Below are 16,368 nucleotides of genomic sequence, written 5' to 3'. Positions count from 1 at the left end.
ATGCTGGGACAACTGCCCATCCTTACTGCGCTGACCTTCCTGCCTGCGCTGGGCGCGGTGGCGATACTGGTTTTGCGCGCGCTGATGCGCTCGGAGGACCGTCCGGCGCTGGACCGCAATGCGCGCGGCGTCGCCCTGTTCGTGACGCTGTTCGTGTTCGCGCTGTCGATCCTGCTGGTGCTGGAGTTTGATACCGCCCAGCCCGGCTTCCAGTTCGTCGAGACGGCCGACTGGCTCACTGCCATGGGCATCAATTACCGCATGGGCGTGGACGGGCTGTCGGTGCTGTTCGTCCTGCTGACCGCCTTCCTGATGCCGATCTGCATTCTGGCAAGCTGGAAGCTGGAAAAGCGCGTGGCCGACTACATGGCCGCCTTCCTGCTGCTCGAAGCGCTGGTCATCGGCATTTTCTGCGCGCTGGACCTCGTACTCTTTTACATCTTCTTTGAAGGCTCGCTGATCCCGATGTTCCTCATCATCGGGGTGTGGGGCGGAGCCAACCGCATCTATGCGGCGTTCAAGTTCTTCCTCTACACCTTCCTCGGCTCGGTGCTGATGCTGGTGGCGATGATCTACATGTTCGTCGTCTCCGGGACGACCGACATCACCGTGCTGCTGGAGCATGAATTCCTGCGCGATGCGCAGACATGGCTATGGCTGGCTTTCTTCGCCTCGTTCGCGGTGAAAATGCCGATGTGGCCGGTTCATACCTGGCTGCCCGATGCGCACGTGGAAGCGCCGACGGCCGGCTCGGTCATTCTGGCGGGTATCCTGCTGAAGCTCGGCGGCTATGGCTTCCTGCGCTTCTCCATCCCGATGTTCCCGGATGCCAGCGCCTTCTTTGCGCCGATGGTGATGGTGCTGTCGGTCATCGCGATCATCTACACCTCGCTGGTCGCCTTCCGGCAGACCGACATCAAGAAGCTGATCGCCTATTCGTCCGTCGCCCACATGGGCTTCGTGACGATGGGTATCTTCACGATGAATGCGCTGGGCGTGCAGGGCGCGATCTTCCAGATGATCTCGCACGGGATCATCTCCGGCGCGCTTTTCCTGTGTGTCGGCGTGATCTACGACCGCTTCCACACGCGTGACATCGCCTTCTATGGCGGGCTGGTTCACAAAATGCCGGTCTATGCCGCCTTCTTCGCCCTGTTCACCATGGCCAATGTCGGCCTGCCGGGCACTTCGGGCTTTGTCGGCGAGATCATGACCATGATGGGCGCGTTCGAGTACGACCCGCGCGTCGCCTTTGGTGCCGCCTTCGGCGTGATTGTCTCGGCCGTCTACATGCTGACCCTCTACAAGAAGGTCGTGTTCGGCGAGATGACGAACCCGAAACTGGAATCGGCCACCGATCTCGACTGGCGTGAGTGGATCAATCTGGGTGTGCTGGCCTTCCTTGCCATCTGGCTCGGCTTCTTCACCACCCCGATCACCGACATCACCACCGCTTCGGTCGAAGCGCTGATCTCGCAATATCAGGGGGCGCTGGCCGCCTCCGCCAACCCGTAAGCTTCAAGGCTTGATGCCCATGACCGGATCCATGCTTCTTGCCGATCTCAGCCTCATCGTTCCTGAGCTGATCCTTGCCGTTGGCGCCATGGCGCTCCTGCTGGCGGGTGTCTTCATCAAGGGTGAGGAAACGGCCGCGCGTCTGGTGTCGCTGGCGGCGATGGCGCTCCTGATCCTCGCGGCGGGCGTGGCGGTGTTTCTGGCCCCGCAAGGTGGCGGCACGGCCTTCTATGGCGCGTTCGTGCTGGACAGCTTCTCGCTCTACGCCAAGGCGGTTGTATATCTCGCGGCGGCTATCGCCCTGGTTCTGGCCGGCCATTATCTGCGCACCGAGCGTCTCGCGCGTTTCGAGTTCCCGGTACTGATCCTGCTGGCGACGCTTGGCATGTCGGTCATGGTCTCGGCCGGTGATCTCATCGCGCTCTATCTCGGCCTCGAGCTGCAATCGCTGGCCCTCTATATCCTCGCGGCCTTCAACCGTGACAGCCTTCGTGCTTCGGAAGCGGGCCTGAAATATTTCGTGCTGGGCGCGCTCTCCTCCGGCCTGCTGCTTTACGGCGCGTCGCTGGTTTACGGCTTTGCTGGCTCCACCGAATTTGGCGCGATTGCGTTGGCGGCGGAAAACCCGTCTGTCGGCCTCATCTTCGGCCTGGTGTTCGTGGTCTCCGGCCTTGCGTTCAAGATATCCGCCGCGCCCTTCCACATGTGGACGCCGGACGTCTATGAGGGCGCGCCGACGCCGGTTGCGGCCTTCTTTGCCACCGCGCCGAAGCTCGCCGCCATGGTCCTGCTCATCCGCGTGCTGATGGAGCCGTTTGGCGCCATGTCCGACCAGTGGCAGCAGATCACAATTATCCTCGCGATCCTCTCCATGGGTATCGGCGCGCTGGGCGCGCTGCTGCAGACCAATATCAAGCGCCTGATGGCCTATTCCTCCATCGGCAATATGGGCTATGCGCTGGTTGGCCTGTCTGCAGCCAGCGAGGCGGCGGTGTGGGCCGTTCTGCTCTACATGACGCTCTATGTGATCGGTGTGGCTGGCGCGTTCGGCGTCATCCTCTCCATGCGCCGTGCTGAGGGCATGGTGGAGCGCATCGAGGATCTGGCAGGTCTCTCCAAGTCCCGCCCCGGCCTCGCGCTCGCCTTTACGGGCCTGCTGCTGTCGATTGGCGGCATGCCCTTCCTCGTCGGCTTCTTCGGCAAGCTGTTCGTGTTCTATGCCGCCGTGCAGGCGGGCCTTGTCTGGCTGGTGGTACTGGCCGGTATCTTCTCCACCGTCTCGATTGCCTACTATCTGATGATCCTGAAGCGCGTCTGGTTTGATGAGCCCACAGGGGGCGAGTTCCTCAACCCGCCCGCCAGCGTGGCCGTCATCACGCGCGTGACCGGCATTGCGACCGTGGGCCTGCTCCTGCTGGTGCCGTTCATGCTTAACCGCGTCATCGAGGCGGGTTCGGCCATCGGCGGCTAGAGCGTGCTGCGGATCGATCACTACGCCGAGCTGGATTCCACCAATGAAGAGGCCCGCCGCCGGGCGCTCGCAGGAGAGCGCGGGCCGGTCTGGATACGCGCAGACCGGCAGGGCGCAGGGCGCGGGCGGCGCGGCCGCACCTGGGTAAGCCAGCCCGGCAATCTCTTCATCACCGGGCTTTACGTGCTTGATACGCAGGCCAGCGATGCGGCGCGGCTGTCCTTTGCCGCAGCCCTGGCCGTCGCTGATCTCGTCGAGGAACTTGCTCCCGGTCTCAATCCGCGCCTGAAATGGCCCAATGATGTGCTGATCGAGGGCCGCAAGGTCTGTGGCATATTGCTGGAATCCGGCGCCGCGCCCGGCGGCGGTCTGTGGCTGGCGGCAGGCATTGGCGTCAATCTCGCCCATCACCCGGAGGATTCTGAGCGCCCTGCGACCAGCCTTGCCGCCCATGGCGCAAAGGCGGACCCGGCCCATGCCGGGGAGCGGCTGGCCCATCATTTCGACATTTGGCTACAGCGCTGGCAGGTGTCGGGCTTTGCCCCGATACGCGATGCGTGGCTCGCCCGCGCGCACGGGCTTGGCGAGCGGGTCGTGGCGCGACTGGAGAACGAGACGGTGGAAGGCATTTTTGCCGATCTCATGCCCGATGGCGCACTGCGGCTGGATTTGGCAGATGGCACAAGACGGCTTATCTCCGCAGGCGATGTCTTCTTTCCGGCTAACCCACAAGGCTGAACGCGATGCTGCTGGCGATTGATTGCGGCAATACCAATACGCTGTTTGCCGTCCATGACGGGCAGGACTGGCGCGCGCAATGGCGCACCGCCACCTACAGCCCGCGTACGGCAGACGAATACGCGGTCTGGCTGGCCCAGCTGATGACCCTGCAGGGGCTGAGCTTTGACGATCTGTCGGCTTGCGTCATTTCATCGGTGGTGCCGCAATCGCTGTTCAATCTGCGCAATCTTTCAAAGCGCTATCTGAAGACCGATCCGGTGGTGATTGGTGATGCAGGCGTCAATCTGGGCATCAGCGTCAATCTGGACCGGCCGGGGGAGGCAGGCGCGGACCGTCTGGTCAATGCGCTCGGCTGCCGGGTGAAATATCCCGGCCATCTCATCATCGTGGATTCCGGCACGGCGACGACTTTCGATATCGTGTCCGCCGACGGTGTGTTTGAGGGCGGCATCATCGCGCCGGGCATCAACCTGTCCATGCAGGCTTTGCACACTGCGGCCGCGCAACTGCCGCGCATCGCCATCGAGAAGCCCGATCGCGTGATCGGCAGGAATACAGTCGGCGCCATGCAGTCTGGCGTGTTCTGGGGCTATATCGACCTCATAGACGGGCTGATCGGGCGTATCCGCGCCGAGTACGGCCAGCCCATGACGGTCATCGCGACGGGCGGCGTGGCGTCACTCTTTGAGGGTGCCTCGCGCGCCATCGATCATTTTGACGCGGATGTGACCATTCGCGGTTTGTTGGAAGTCTGGCGCCTCAATAGCGTCCGCAAAGGAGCCTGAGGCGTGAGTGAGAGTGAAAACACGGTCTATTTCCTGCCGCTGGGCGGTTCGGGCGAGATCGGCATGAATCTGAACCTCTACGGCTTCGGGCCGGAGGAGGACCGCAAATGGATCATCGTCGATTGCGGGGTGACATTCGGTGATCTCTCCACGCCCGGTGTTGATGTCATAATGCCCGATCCGCGCTTCATCGAAGAGCGCAGGCACCAGCTTCTGGGCATCGTGCTGACCCATGCCCACGAAGACCATATGGGCGCGGTGGCCTATCTCTGGGAGCGGCTGCGCTGCCCCATCTGGGCCACGCCCTTCACCGCCTATCTGATGCGCGACCGCCTGGCCGAGCGCGGCCTGTCGAACGAAGCCAAGGTGCGCGAGATTTCGCTGACCGGCCGGTTCGACATCGGACCGTTTGATCTCGAGCTTATCACGCTGACGCACTCCATCCCGGAGCCGAACGGGCTGGCCATCCGTACGCCTGCGGGCCTGATCCTGCATACCGGCGACTGGAAGATCGATCCCGAACCCCTGATTGGCGCGCCAACCGACCCCGAAGCCATCAAGGCGCTGGGCCGTGAGGGCATTCTGGCCATGGTGTGTGACAGCACCAATGTGTTCACGCCGGGCGAGGCGGGCTCTGAAGCAGGCGTACGCGAAAGCCTGACCAAGGTGATCGCCGAGCAGAAGGGCAAGGTGGCGATTGCCGCCTTCGCCTCCAACGTGGCGCGCCTTGAAACGGCGATCCTGGCGGCTGAGGCCAATGGGCGGCGCGTGTGTCTGGTTGGCCGCTCCATGCACCGCATGGCGGGTGCGGCGAAGTCCGTGGGTCTTCTGCAATCGTGTGCGCCCTTCGTTGAAGAGGAAGAGGCGGGCTATTTCCCCAGCCACAAGATCGCCTTTGTCTGCACCGGATCACAAGGCGAGCCGCGTGCGGCGCTCTCGCGTATCGCAGATCGTTCGCACCGCAATGTGACCCTCACCGAGGGTGATACGGTCATCTTCTCCTCGCGCGTGATCCCCGGCAATGAGCGCAGCATCTATGATCTGATGAACCGGCTGGCCATGCGCGGCGTGAAGATCATCACCGAGCGCGACCGGCATATCCACGTGTCCGGCCATCCCTGCCGCGACGAGCTGAAGCAAATGTATGAATGGGCCAAGCCGAAAGTGGCGATCCCCGTTCATGGCGAGGCGCGCCATCTGATCGAGCACGCCGCCTATGCAAAACAGCTTGGTGTGCCCTCCGCCGTTATCCCGAGCAATGGCAGCCTGATTGCCATCAATGCGGACGGTGCGCGCATTATCGATGAAGCCCCGGCGGGCCGCCTGCATCTTGATGGCAATTTCATCGTCGATGCCGAGGCGAGCTCCATGCGTGAACGGCGCAAAATGGCCTATGGCGGCGTGATCAGCGTGGCCATGGCGGTCTCCGGCAAGGGTGAGATCGTATCGGGGCCGGACCTGCGGGCGCTGGGTGTTCCCGATACGGGCGGTGATGATATGGATGAGTTCCTCGATGTGCTGGCCGATGCCGCCGAGCGGGCTTTCGCCAAGCTGGGCAGCAAGGCGCGCCGCGACGAGGACGAGGTGGAGGACGTGGTAAGGCAGGCCGTGCGCCGCGAGGCCAACCGGTTATGGGGCAAGAAGCCCGTCGTCGAAGCCATGGTGTTGATGGTCTAGGGAAGGCGTGTCCATGAAAATCGGACGATTGAACCATGTTGGCGTAGCCACGCCGGACGTGAAGGCGGCGGCGAAAACCTATGCCGATCTGTATGGCGCGACAGACGCGACCGAGGCGAAGGATTTCCCCCATCTGGGCGTGCGCGTCGTGTTCGTCTCCGTGCCGAACATGCAGATCGAGCTGATCGAACCGCTGGGTGCTGACAGCCCGATCCACAAATTCCTGGAGAAGAACCCGAAGGGTGGCCAGCACCATATGTGCTTTGAAGTCAGCGACATCGTGGCGGCGCGTGATGCAATGCGTGAACGCGGCGCGACAGTGCTCGGCACGGGCGAACCCTATATGGGCGCGCACGGCGTGCCGGTGATCTTCGTTCACCCCAAGGATACGGGCGGCGTGCTCATCGAGCTGATGCAGGCGCCGGGCGAGGGAGGTCATTGATGGCTGAACGTCCGCGCGTGCAGGTTCAACCCGCGTTTCGCTATCTCGGCCTGTTTCTCAGCGTTCTGGCGCTGGTGATCATGTTCGCACAGTTATTTATCACCTCCGGCGAGGTGGGCTTCGTTGAAGGGCTGGTGGTCTATCTCATCACCTGGTGGATCGTGATCTTCACCGTGCTGCCCTTGCGCATACAGGGACAGTACGAGACGGGTGACATTGTCGATGGCAGTGAGCCCGGCGCGCCGGTCAATCCGCGCCTTAAGGAGAAGGCGCTGCTGACCACCGTCATCACCAGCGTGCTCTGGCTGGTTTTCTTTGCGGTGATGGAGTTGGGCCTGATCGACCTCAACACGCTCTGGGGGCCTGAGTTCCGGTAGCCGCCAACACCTGAAATCCCGGCCAAGCGCAGCGCAGAGCCGGGACCTCGTGCAGGAGAAGCGGCGACAGGCCCCGGATACCGCTTCGCGGTTCCGGGGTTTCAACCCCCTTAGCCGCAATGCGTGCCTTGCGGGCGTTGACGGTGCGGTCTAATCGTTGATCCAGTTGTTCAACCGCCCTGACGCGAGACCGTTTCCATGCGCCTTAGCCGCTTTTTCCTGCCCGTCCTGAAGGAAACGCCTGCCGATGCGCAGATCGTCTCGCACCGGCTGATGCTGCGCGCCGGGATGATCCGGCAGGAAGCGGCTGGCATCTATTCCTGGCTGCCGCTGGGCTTCCGAGTGCTCAAGAAAATCGAACAGATCGTGCGCGAGGAGCAGGACCGGGCAGGGGCGATCGAGCTGCTCATGCCGACCCTGCAGCCGGCCGATCTCTGGCGCGAGAGCGGGCGCTATGAGGATTACGGCAAGGAGATGCTGCGCATTGTCGACCGCCATGAGCGCGATCTGCTCTACGGACCGACCAATGAGGAGATGATCACTGCGATCTTCCGCTCATACTGCCGGTCCTACAAGGACTTGCCGAAGATTCTCTATCACATCCAGTGGAAGTTCCGCGACGAGATCCGTCCCCGCTTTGGCGTGATGCGCGGACGCGAGTTTCTGATGAAGGACAGCTATTCGTTCGATCTGGACGAGGCATCGGCCCGCCGCGCCTATAACCGCATGTTCGTGGCCTATCTGAACACGTTTGACCGGCTGGGCCTGAAAGCCGTGCCGATGCGCGCCGATACCGGCCCTATCGGCGGCGATCTCAGCCACGAATTCATCATCCTGGCCGAGACCGGCGAGAGCGAGGTGTTCTGCGATTCCGCCCTCGTCGATATGGGTGCGCCGGGCCTGGATGTGGACTTTGAGAGCGATCTGCAGCCCCTCGTCGATGCGCGCACCTCGCTTTATGCCGCGACGGAAGAAATGCACGAGACGGAGCGCTTTGCATCAGAAGTGCCCGAGGAGCGGCGTCTGTCCGCGCGCGGTATTGAGGTGGGCCATATCTTCTATTTCGGCACCAAGTACTCGGCGCCCCTGGGCGCGAATGCCACCCATCCCGACGGCAAGGACCGCCCGGTCCATATGGGCTCCTACGGGGTAGGCGTGTCCCGGCTTCTGGGCGCGATCATCGAGGCGCACCATGACGAGGCCGGGTGCATCTGGCCGGAAAGCGTCGCGCCATTCGGCGTTGGTATCATCAATCTCAAACCCGGTGACGCGGATACCGATGCCGCCTGCCAGAGCGCCTATGACGCGCTGGTGAAGGCTGGAAAGGACCCGCTGCTGGACGACACCAATGAGCGTCCGGGCGGCAAGTTTGCCACCATGGACCTGATCGGTGTGCCCTGGCAGCTCATTATCGGTCCGCGGGGCCTGAAAGAGGGCAAGGTTGAGATCAAGCGGCGCGCCACTGGCGAGCGCTTCGAAGTCAGCCTTGAAAGCGCACTCTCGCAGCTCACGGCCACGCAGGCGGGCCAATGAGCACTGCGGTAGCCAAGAGCGGGAGCAAAGGCGCAGGCGCATTCAGCGCCTGGGAATTCCTGCTGGCTTTCCGTTACCTCAGAACCCGGCGCAAGCATGGCGGTGTGACGCTCATATCAGTGATTTCCTTTATCGGTATCACGCTGGCGGTGACCGCTTTGATCGCCGTCATGTCGATCATGAACGGCTTCCGCCACGAATTGCTGTCGCGCCTGCTGGGCGTGCAGCCGCATGTCTATGTCTATACGGCTGAAAGCTCGGCGCTGACGGGTGATCTGGTTGACCGGATCAATCAGGTGCCGGGCGTGCGCCAGGCCGGGCCGATCATCGCGGCGCAGGCCCTGATCAGCTCCGAGCGCGCGGCGTCCGGCGCGCAGGTGATAGGCGTGCGCCCGTCAGACCTTGGCCAGTTCGATCTCATCGCCGGTGAAGGCGAGGCGGCTGCGGCGGGCGGCGGCATCGTGCAAGGGTCTGCCGATAATTTCGGTGTCGGCCATAATGGCGGCGACGGCATCCTCATCGGCTCCGGGATTGCCGCGCAGCTGGGCGTCAGTGCAGGCGACACGGTGACCCTGCTGGCACCGCAGGGCGCGTCGACACCGATGGGCACCGTGCCGCGCCGCAAGAACTATGTCGTGGAAGGCATTGTTTCGATGGGCGTTCTCGATCTGGACCGGATCTATGTCTTCATGCCGCTGGAGCAGGCTGCGCTGTTTTTCGGGCGATCGGGCGGCGCGGACTATATCGATATACGCGTGACCAATCCGGATGCGCCTGAGGCGGTGGTGGAGGCTGTGCGCCAGCTCGTGCCTCCCGGCTCCGCCGTGTTTGACTGGCGCCGGCAGAACCAGTCCTTCTGGACCGCGCTGCAGGTGGAGCGCATGGCGATGCGCATGATCCTCTCCATCATCGTACTGATTGCCGCCATGAACATCATTTCCGGCCTCGTCATGCTGGTGAAGAACAAGAGCCGCGATATCGCCATTTTGCGCACGATGGGCGCGACGCAGGGCGCGGTAATGCGCGTGTTCCTCATCTCCGGCGCCGCCATAGGCGTGCTGGGCACAATTGCGGGCATTATTCTGGGCGTGCTGATCGCCGTGTTTATCGGCCCGATACAGGATTTCCTGGCGTTCGTGACGGGCGTCGATGTGTTCGACCCGTCCGTCTATCTGCTTTACCGCCTGCCTGCGCGGCTGGACTGGGCTGAAGTGGCGTTCGTGGCCGTGTGGGGTTTTGCGACCGCGCTGATTGCCACGCTGCCGCCCTCCTGGCGGGCAGGGCGGATCGATCCGGTGGAGGCGCTGCGCTATGAGTGATCCGGCCCTCTCCATTCGCGGGCTGGTGCGCCAGTACCAGACCGATGCCGAACTGATCGAGGTGCTCAGCGGCGCTGATCTCGACCTGATGCCTGGCGAGCTGGTCGGCCTTGTTGGCCCTTCGGGTTCAGGCAAATCCTCGCTCCTGCATGCGGCCGCGCTTTTGGAAAAGCCCAATGCCGGTTCGGTGCATATTGCGGGCATTGACGGGCTGGCGCTGAATGAGCGCGGGCGGACGGCTCTGCGCCGGCGTGAAGTCGGTTTTGTCTATCAATTCCACCATTTGCTGCCTGAGCTTGATGCGCTGGACAATGTCGCCCTGCCGCGCCTGATCGCAGGTGAAAGCAAGGCGAAGGCGCGTGCCAAGGCGCGTGACTGGCTGACAAAGCTGGGGCTTGGCGCCCGGCTGACCCATCTGCCGGCCCAGCTTTCCGGCGGCGAGCAGCAGCGTGTCGCCATCGCACGCGCGCTGGTGGGGGAACCCCGCGTGTTGCTGGCCGATGAGCCGACCGGCAATCTCGATCCGGCGACCTCCGATCAGGTGTTTGACGCGCTGGCGGCGGCGTGCCGCGAGGCGGGCGCGGCGGCGCTGGTCGCCACCCACAATCTCGCGCTGGCCGCGCGGATGGACAGGGTCGTCACGCTGGAGAATGGCCGCGTCGTCGCGGCCTGACGGCATCGCGTTTTCCTTATGAAATCAATAGCGGGCGGACATCGTTTCTGCCGCCGGGGCGATTCTGCTTGACGGCGGAACAAAAGGCGAATATTTCAAGCGGAACAAACAGCGAATATCGCACCTTTCAACAGGAGTTCTCACATGAAGCGCTTGATCGAAGAGGCCAGCACCGCCTTTGTTACGCTCGGGTTCGTGGCCGTTGTGCTGACATGGAGCACGGCGCTCATAGGCTAGGGCTGACATGGCAGGTCGGTAGCCCGTCCGAATCCGGCGAGAGTTGGCAGCCTGCCTGACGGGCGGGGCTACAGGAGACGGGTATGAACGATAGCGCATTCGTCCATCTACGCAGCCGTTCGCCCTATTCCCTGCTGGAAGGGGCCACGCGCATCCCGGAGCTGGCAAAGCTCTGCGGCGAGATGGACATGCCTGCGCTGGCGCTGACCGACAGCAATAATCTCTTCGGTGCGCTGGAGTTTTCCGAATATCTGTCCGGTGCGGGCGTGCAGCCGATCATCGGCTGCACCCTGTCTGTGAAGCTGGAATCGGAGAGGCCCGGGGAGAGGATTGTCCCCACTGGCACGCTCGTTCTGCTGGTCCAGAATGAGACCGGCTACCGCAATCTCGTTTCGCTCTCCTCGTCAGCCTATCTCGATGTCGGACCCGCTGATGAACCTTCGGTGCCGCTCAGCGCGATCCTCGAACACAGTGACGGGCTGATCTGCCTCACGGGCGGATATGACGGCGTGCTCAACCGCCTGGTTGTCTCCGGCAAGGCACCGCGCGCCGAGGCCGTGCTGGACCGGCTTTGTGAAGCGTTCGCCGGGCGGCTCTATATTGAATTGCAACGCCATGGGCGGGCCGATGATGTGACAGCCGAAGACTGGCTGGTCCCGGAGGCCTATGCCCGTAATTTGCCGCTGGTGGCGACTAACGAGCCATACTTCGCGACAGCTGAGCGCCATGAAGCCCACGACGCGCTGATGTGCATCGCGCAGTCGACCTATGTGATCGTCGATGACCGCCGCAAGGTCACGCCCGCGCACTATTTCAAAAGCGGTGCTGAAATGGCGGCCGTGTTCGCCGACCTGCCGGAGGCTATCGCCAATACGCTCGACATTGCGCGCCGCTGCGCCTATCGGCCGCGCACAGGTGATCCGGTGCTGCCGCGCTTTCCGGGGCTTGAAGGGCGCACCGAGGCCGAGGAGCTGGCCGCGCGGGCGCGGGACGGGCTCAAGGCGCGGCTGGCGGCCGTGGAACCGGCAGCGTCCCTCAAAGAATACGAGGACCGGCTGGCCTTCGAGCTGGGCGTCATCGAGCGCATGGGCTTTCCCGGCTATTTCCTGATTGTTGCCGACTTCATTCAATGGTCGAAGGCGCAAGGCATTCCGGTCGGGCCGGGACGGGGATCGGGCGCCGGTTCTGTCGTAGCCTGGGCGCTGACGATCACCGATCTCGATCCGTTGCGATTTGGTCTTCTGTTCGAGCGCTTCTTGAACCCCGAACGCGTGTCCATGCCGGACTTCGATATCGATTTCTGTCAGGAGCGCCGGGGCGAGGTGATCCGCTATGTGCAGGAGCGCTATGGCTCTGACCGCGTGGCCCAGATCATCACCTTTGGTACGCTACAGGCGCGCGCTGTCGTGCGAGATGTCGGCCGGGTCCTGCAGATACCCTTTCCGGTCGTGGACCGGATCGCCAAGCTGGTCCCGAACAATCCGGCCCAGCCTGTCACGCTGGCCGAGGCGGTCGACACCGAACCCAAGCTGCAGGCCATGCGCCGCGAGGATGCAGCCGTTGACCGGCTGATGACCGTCGCGCTGCAGCTGGAAGGCCTCTACCGGAACGCGTCCACGCACGCCGCCGGCATCGTGATCGGTGACCGGCCGCTGACCGAGTTTGTGCCGCTCTACCGTGATCCGCGCTCTGACATCCCCGCCACCCAGTTCAACATGAAATGGGTGGAGCCTGCGGGCCTTGTGAAGTTCGACTTTCTGGGCCTGAAAACGCTGACCGTGATGGCGCGTGCGGTGGAGTATATCAAGGCGTCCACGGGCGAAGACATCGATCTGGATGCGGTCCCTCTTGACGATCCTGCGGCCTACGCGCTGATGGCGGCAGGCAGTACGATCGGTGTGTTCCAGCTGGAAAGTTCCGGCATGCGCGATACGCTCAAGAAGGTGAAGCCGGACACGTTTGAAGACATTATCGCGCTGATCTCGCTCTATCGTCCCGGCCCGATGAAAAACATCGACATCTATGTCGAGCGCAAGTTCGGCCGGTCTGATCCTGATTTCCTCCATCCCGATCTCGAACCCGTCCTGAAAGAGACCCACGGGGTCATCATCTATCAGGAACAGGTGATGCAGATCGCCCAGATATTGTCGGGCTACTCGCTCGGCGAGGCCGATCTCCTGCGCCGCGCCATGGGCAAGAAGAAGAAGGAGGAGATGGACAAGCAGCGCGAGCGCTTCCTCAAGGGCGCGGCCGAGCGTGGGGTTGGGGAGGAGAAAGCCTCCTACATTTTCGACCTCGTCGCCGAATTTGCCGGATACGGCTTCAACAAATCCCACGCGGCTGCCTATGCGCTCATTGCCTACCGGACCGCCTGGCTCAAAGCGCACCACCCGGTCGCCTTCATGGCCGCGCTGATGAGCCTTGACGCCGCCAATACCGACAAGCTCGCCGTGTTCTTCCAGGAATGCCGCCATATGGGCGTTTCTGTGCTGGGGCCGGATATCAACCGTTCGCTGGCCGATTTTTCTGTGGAGGACGGTGCCGTGCGCTATGGGCTAGGCGCGGTCCGCAGTGCCGGCATGGGCGCGATGGAAGAGGTCGTGCGCGCGCGCAGTAACGGCGGCGCGTTCGCGGACCTTTATGATTTTGCTGCGCGCGTGGATGCACGCAATGTCAACAAGCGCCTGCTGGAGACGCTGGCGCGGGCAGGGGCATTCGACGGGATTGAGCCGGATCGCGCGCGTGTCATGGCTGCCGCAGAAACATTATGCGCGATTGCGCAGGCCGCGCAGGCTGAACGCGATTCTGCGCAAGTTTCCCTGTTTGGCGGGGGCGGGAGTGATCCGGTGGCGCTGGAGCGTCCACCTTTGCCTTCCTTCGAGCCGTGGGAGGCCTCCCGGCGTCTGGACGAGGAACTGGCCGCTATCGGCTTCTATCTGTCCGGTCACCCGCTTGATGCGTTTAGCGAAGTGATGGCGCGGCGCGGTGCGGTCGGCTGGTCGGAGCTGGTCCAGCGTGTACAGGAGGGGTCTGTAAAGGCGGTGCGCATGGCGGGCATTGTCCGCCGCCGGCAGGAGAAAATCTCCCGCCGTTCCAATGAGCGCTTTGCCTTCCTCACCCTGTCTGACCCTAGCGGTGAGTTCGAGGCGCTGGTTCCGCCGCGCGTGTTCAATGAGGTGCGTGACCTTCTGGAGGCCGGGCAGGGGGTTCTGGCGACGTTCAAGGTCGAGGACCAGGACGAGCAGATACGGCTTATCATGGATGGCTGTGAGCCCCTGGAAGGGCTGCTGCGCGAGGCGCAGCTGCCGGGCTTGTGTGTTGAGGTGGAGGATGTGGCCGCGCTTGATGGCATCCATGCCCGGCTGTCACGCCTGGGCTCTGCCGGAAGCGAGGGGCGCGGGGTCGTGGTGCTCGATTTGCCGGTTGAGGGGCGCTCGCGTGCGCGGGTGCGGCTGCCGGGCGGATACCGGCTGGATCCCGCCTTGCGCAGCGCCCTGAAAGAGGTGCCGGGCGTCAGCGCGGTCGAGGCGCTGGCTGTCTGACCGGCCGGGCCGGCCAAATTCCGGCCGTCCACCGCAGACAGGCGCTTGTCTGCAGGGCAAAGCACGCCTATAAGCGCGCCCGCAATCCCGCACGTGGGGCAACGGCAGGTTCGGTGTTCGAATCCGTCGATCCGGTGCCTGGCTTTTCCTGTTTTGCAGGAAGACCGGCTCCGCCCTGCGGAGGCCAACCGGAAAAGGAAAATCGATATGGCCCTTCCTGACTTCTCCATGCGTCAGCTCCTTGAAGCTGGTGCGCACTTCGGTCACCAGACCCACCGCTGGAACCCCAAGATGCGTCCGTTCATCTTCGGTGAGCGTTCCAACATCCACATTATCGACCTGTCGCAGACGGTTCCGCTGCTCCATCAGGCACTGGTGAAGGTGCGCGAAGTGGCGGCCAACGGTGGCCGCGTCCTGTTTGTCGGCACCAAGCGTCAGGCGTCCGAGCCGGTCGCACAGGCCGCGCAGCGCTGCGCGCAGTACTATATGAACCATCGCTGGCTCGGCGGCACGCTGACCAACTGGCGCACGATCTCGATCTCGATCGCCCGCCTGCGCGAGCTGGAAGGCATTCTCGATCAGGATGGCGGCCCGCAAGGCCTCACCAAGAAAGAGATCCTGATGCTCACGCGCGAGCGCGAGAAGCTGGAGCGTTCGCTCGGCGGCATCAAGGAAATGGGCGGCACGCCGGACCTTATCTTCGTGATCGACACCAACAAGGAAGCGATCGCCATTCAGGAAGCCCGGCGTCTGAACATCCCGGTCGTGGCCGTGGTGGACACCAATTGCGATCCCGATCCGGTGGATTTCCCGATTCCCGGCAATGATGATGCGGCCCGTGCCATCGCGCTCTACTGCGACCTCGTCGCCGATGCGGTGCTGGACGGCATTTCCGACAGCCAGGCGTCGCTGGGCGTCGATATGGGCGCTGCAGTTAACCCGGCGGTCGAGCCGGCGCTGACCGAAGACGCCCCCGAGGCACAAGCCGAGGCTGCTGCGGAACCCGCCAGCGAAGACGCCAAAGCCTAAGTCGAACGACACAAAAATAACAGGAGACTCCCCATGGCCGAGATCACAGCCGCTCTCGTCAAGGACCTGCGCGAACGCACCGGCGCGGGCATGATGGACTGCAAGAAGGCGCTCGCTGAAACCAATGGTGACGTCGAGGCAGCCATTGACTGGCTTCGCAAGAAGGGCCTGTCCAAGGCGGCCAAGAAAGCTGACCGCGTAGCGGCCGATGGCCTTGTGGGCGTTGCCTCTGCGGCTCGCGGCAATGGCATGGCGGCAGCTGCCGTCGAGGTGAATGCCGAGACCGACTTCGTGGCCCGTAACGAGCTGTTCCAGGCGGCCGTCACTGAAATCACCGCACTGGGCATCGATGCCGACAATGCCGATGCGCTGCGTCAGGCCAAGACGAAGTCTGGCGAGACGGTTGAGGACAGCCTGACCAGCCTGATTGCCAAGATTGGCGAGAACATGTCGCTGCGCCGTGTGTCAGCGCTTTCGGTCGAGAACGGTGTGGTGGCCAGCTATGTCCACAACGCCGCCGCTGACGGGCTTGGCAAAATCGGCGTGCTGGTCGCGCTTGAATCGACGGGTGACAAGGCTGTTCTGGCCGAGCTTGGCCGCAAGATCGCCATGCACGTTGCCGCCGGTTCACCGGCTGTGGCGCTGGCGGTTGATGTGGACGAGCTGTCCGCTGACGTCATCGAGCGTGAGAAAGCGGTGTTCGCTGACCAGGCCCGCCAGTCGGGCAAGCCCGAAGCCATCATCGAGAAGATGGTCGAAGGCCGCCTGCGCAAGTTCTACGAGGAAGTCGTGCTTCTCAAGCAGGTCTTCGTCTTTGATCCGGATCTGACGGTTGAAGGCGCCATCGCGGCGGCAGCCAAGGATGCGGGCGCCCCCATCAAGCTGACGGGTTTTGTCCGCATGGTGCTGGGTGAAGGCGTGGAGAAGAAAGAAGAAGATTTCGCTGCCGAAGTGGCCGCGCTCGGCAAATCGTGATCTGAATATCTCCGGCGGCTGGACTATCCAGCCGCCGGAACAGCTTTACAGG

Annotated in this window: 13 protein-coding genes; all 13 read left to right on the top strand. The window is 63.2% G+C overall.

Annotation, left to right across the window (positions count from 1 at the left end; all coding sequences use genetic code 11):
• The 13 genes from ACTIGC_RS07520 to tsf all read left to right on the top strand — a co-directional run bounded on the left by ACTIGC_RS07520 (nucleotide 1) and on the right by tsf (nucleotide 16,316).
• Nucleotides 1–1,515, top strand: coding sequence for an NADH-quinone oxidoreductase subunit M (locus ACTIGC_RS07520; protein ID WP_439633812.1), 1,515 nt, complete (start codon nucleotides 1–3; stop codon nucleotides 1,513–1,515).
• 19 nt (nucleotides 1,516–1,534) lie between these two features.
• Nucleotides 1,535–2,986 (top strand): NADH-quinone oxidoreductase subunit NuoN, encoded by a 1,452-nt coding sequence (gene nuoN / locus ACTIGC_RS07515; protein ID WP_439633811.1) that lies wholly within the window; start codon nucleotides 1,535–1,537, stop codon nucleotides 2,984–2,986.
• Nucleotides 2,987–2,989: 3 nt separating this feature from the next.
• The gene (locus ACTIGC_RS07510) at nucleotides 2,990–3,724 is read left to right on the top strand and encodes a biotin--[acetyl-CoA-carboxylase] ligase (RefSeq protein ID WP_439633810.1); all 735 of its coding nucleotides are present in this window, start codon (nucleotides 2,990–2,992) and stop codon (nucleotides 3,722–3,724) included.
• A gap of 5 nt (nucleotides 3,725–3,729) precedes the next feature.
• The gene (locus ACTIGC_RS07505; RefSeq protein ID WP_439633809.1) at nucleotides 3,730–4,512 is read left to right on the top strand and encodes a type III pantothenate kinase; all 783 of its coding nucleotides are present in this window, start codon (nucleotides 3,730–3,732) and stop codon (nucleotides 4,510–4,512) included.
• Nucleotides 4,513–4,515: 3 nt separating this feature from the next.
• A complete protein-coding gene (locus ACTIGC_RS07500; RefSeq protein ID WP_439633808.1) occupies nucleotides 4,516–6,189 on the top strand; it encodes a ribonuclease J in 1,674 nt (557 codons plus the stop codon).
• A 13-nt stretch (nucleotides 6,190–6,202) separates the two neighbouring features.
• Nucleotides 6,203–6,631, top strand: coding sequence for a methylmalonyl-CoA epimerase (gene mce, locus ACTIGC_RS07495; RefSeq protein WP_439633807.1), 429 nt, complete (start codon nucleotides 6,203–6,205; stop codon nucleotides 6,629–6,631).
• Nucleotides 6,631–7,008 carry a DUF1467 family protein gene (locus ACTIGC_RS07490; RefSeq protein ID WP_439633806.1) on the top strand — a complete coding sequence of 126 codons (378 nt, stop codon included), beginning with the start codon at nucleotides 6,631–6,633 and terminating at the stop codon, nucleotides 7,006–7,008. The genes mce and ACTIGC_RS07490 overlap by 1 nt, the downstream gene beginning before the upstream one ends.
• A gap of 198 nt (nucleotides 7,009–7,206) precedes the next feature.
• A complete protein-coding gene (proS, locus tag ACTIGC_RS07485; RefSeq protein WP_439633805.1) occupies nucleotides 7,207–8,541 on the top strand; it encodes a proline--tRNA ligase in 1,335 nt (444 codons plus the stop codon).
• Nucleotides 8,538–9,860 carry a lipoprotein-releasing ABC transporter permease subunit gene (locus tag ACTIGC_RS07480; RefSeq protein WP_439633804.1) on the top strand — a complete coding sequence of 441 codons (1,323 nt, stop codon included), beginning with the start codon at nucleotides 8,538–8,540 and terminating at the stop codon, nucleotides 9,858–9,860. The genes proS and ACTIGC_RS07480 overlap by 4 nt, the downstream gene beginning before the upstream one ends.
• The gene (locus tag ACTIGC_RS07475) at nucleotides 9,853–10,533 is read left to right on the top strand and encodes an ABC transporter ATP-binding protein (protein WP_439633803.1); all 681 of its coding nucleotides are present in this window, start codon (nucleotides 9,853–9,855) and stop codon (nucleotides 10,531–10,533) included. The genes ACTIGC_RS07480 and ACTIGC_RS07475 overlap by 8 nt, the downstream gene beginning before the upstream one ends.
• Nucleotides 10,534–10,853: 320 nt before the next feature.
• The gene (gene dnaE, locus ACTIGC_RS07470; protein WP_439633802.1) at nucleotides 10,854–14,312 is read left to right on the top strand and encodes a DNA polymerase III subunit alpha; all 3,459 of its coding nucleotides are present in this window, start codon (nucleotides 10,854–10,856) and stop codon (nucleotides 14,310–14,312) included.
• A 207-nt stretch (nucleotides 14,313–14,519) separates the two neighbouring features.
• Nucleotides 14,520–15,341 (top strand): 30S ribosomal protein S2, encoded by an 822-nt coding sequence (rpsB, locus tag ACTIGC_RS07465; protein ID WP_127567141.1) that lies wholly within the window; start codon nucleotides 14,520–14,522, stop codon nucleotides 15,339–15,341.
• A gap of 33 nt (nucleotides 15,342–15,374) precedes the next feature.
• On the top strand, nucleotides 15,375–16,316 hold the full coding sequence (gene tsf, locus ACTIGC_RS07460) for a translation elongation factor Ts (protein WP_439633801.1): 942 nt from the start codon (nucleotides 15,375–15,377) through the stop codon (nucleotides 16,314–16,316).
• Nucleotides 16,317–16,368 lie beyond the last annotated feature (52 nt).

Source organism: Glycocaulis sp., from assembly GCF_051859565.1.
Taxonomy (GTDB): Bacteria; Pseudomonadota; Alphaproteobacteria; order Caulobacterales; family Maricaulaceae; genus Glycocaulis.
The sequence above is the reverse complement of the archived record's forward strand: the minus strand, read 5'-3'. Positions and strand labels throughout refer to the sequence as shown.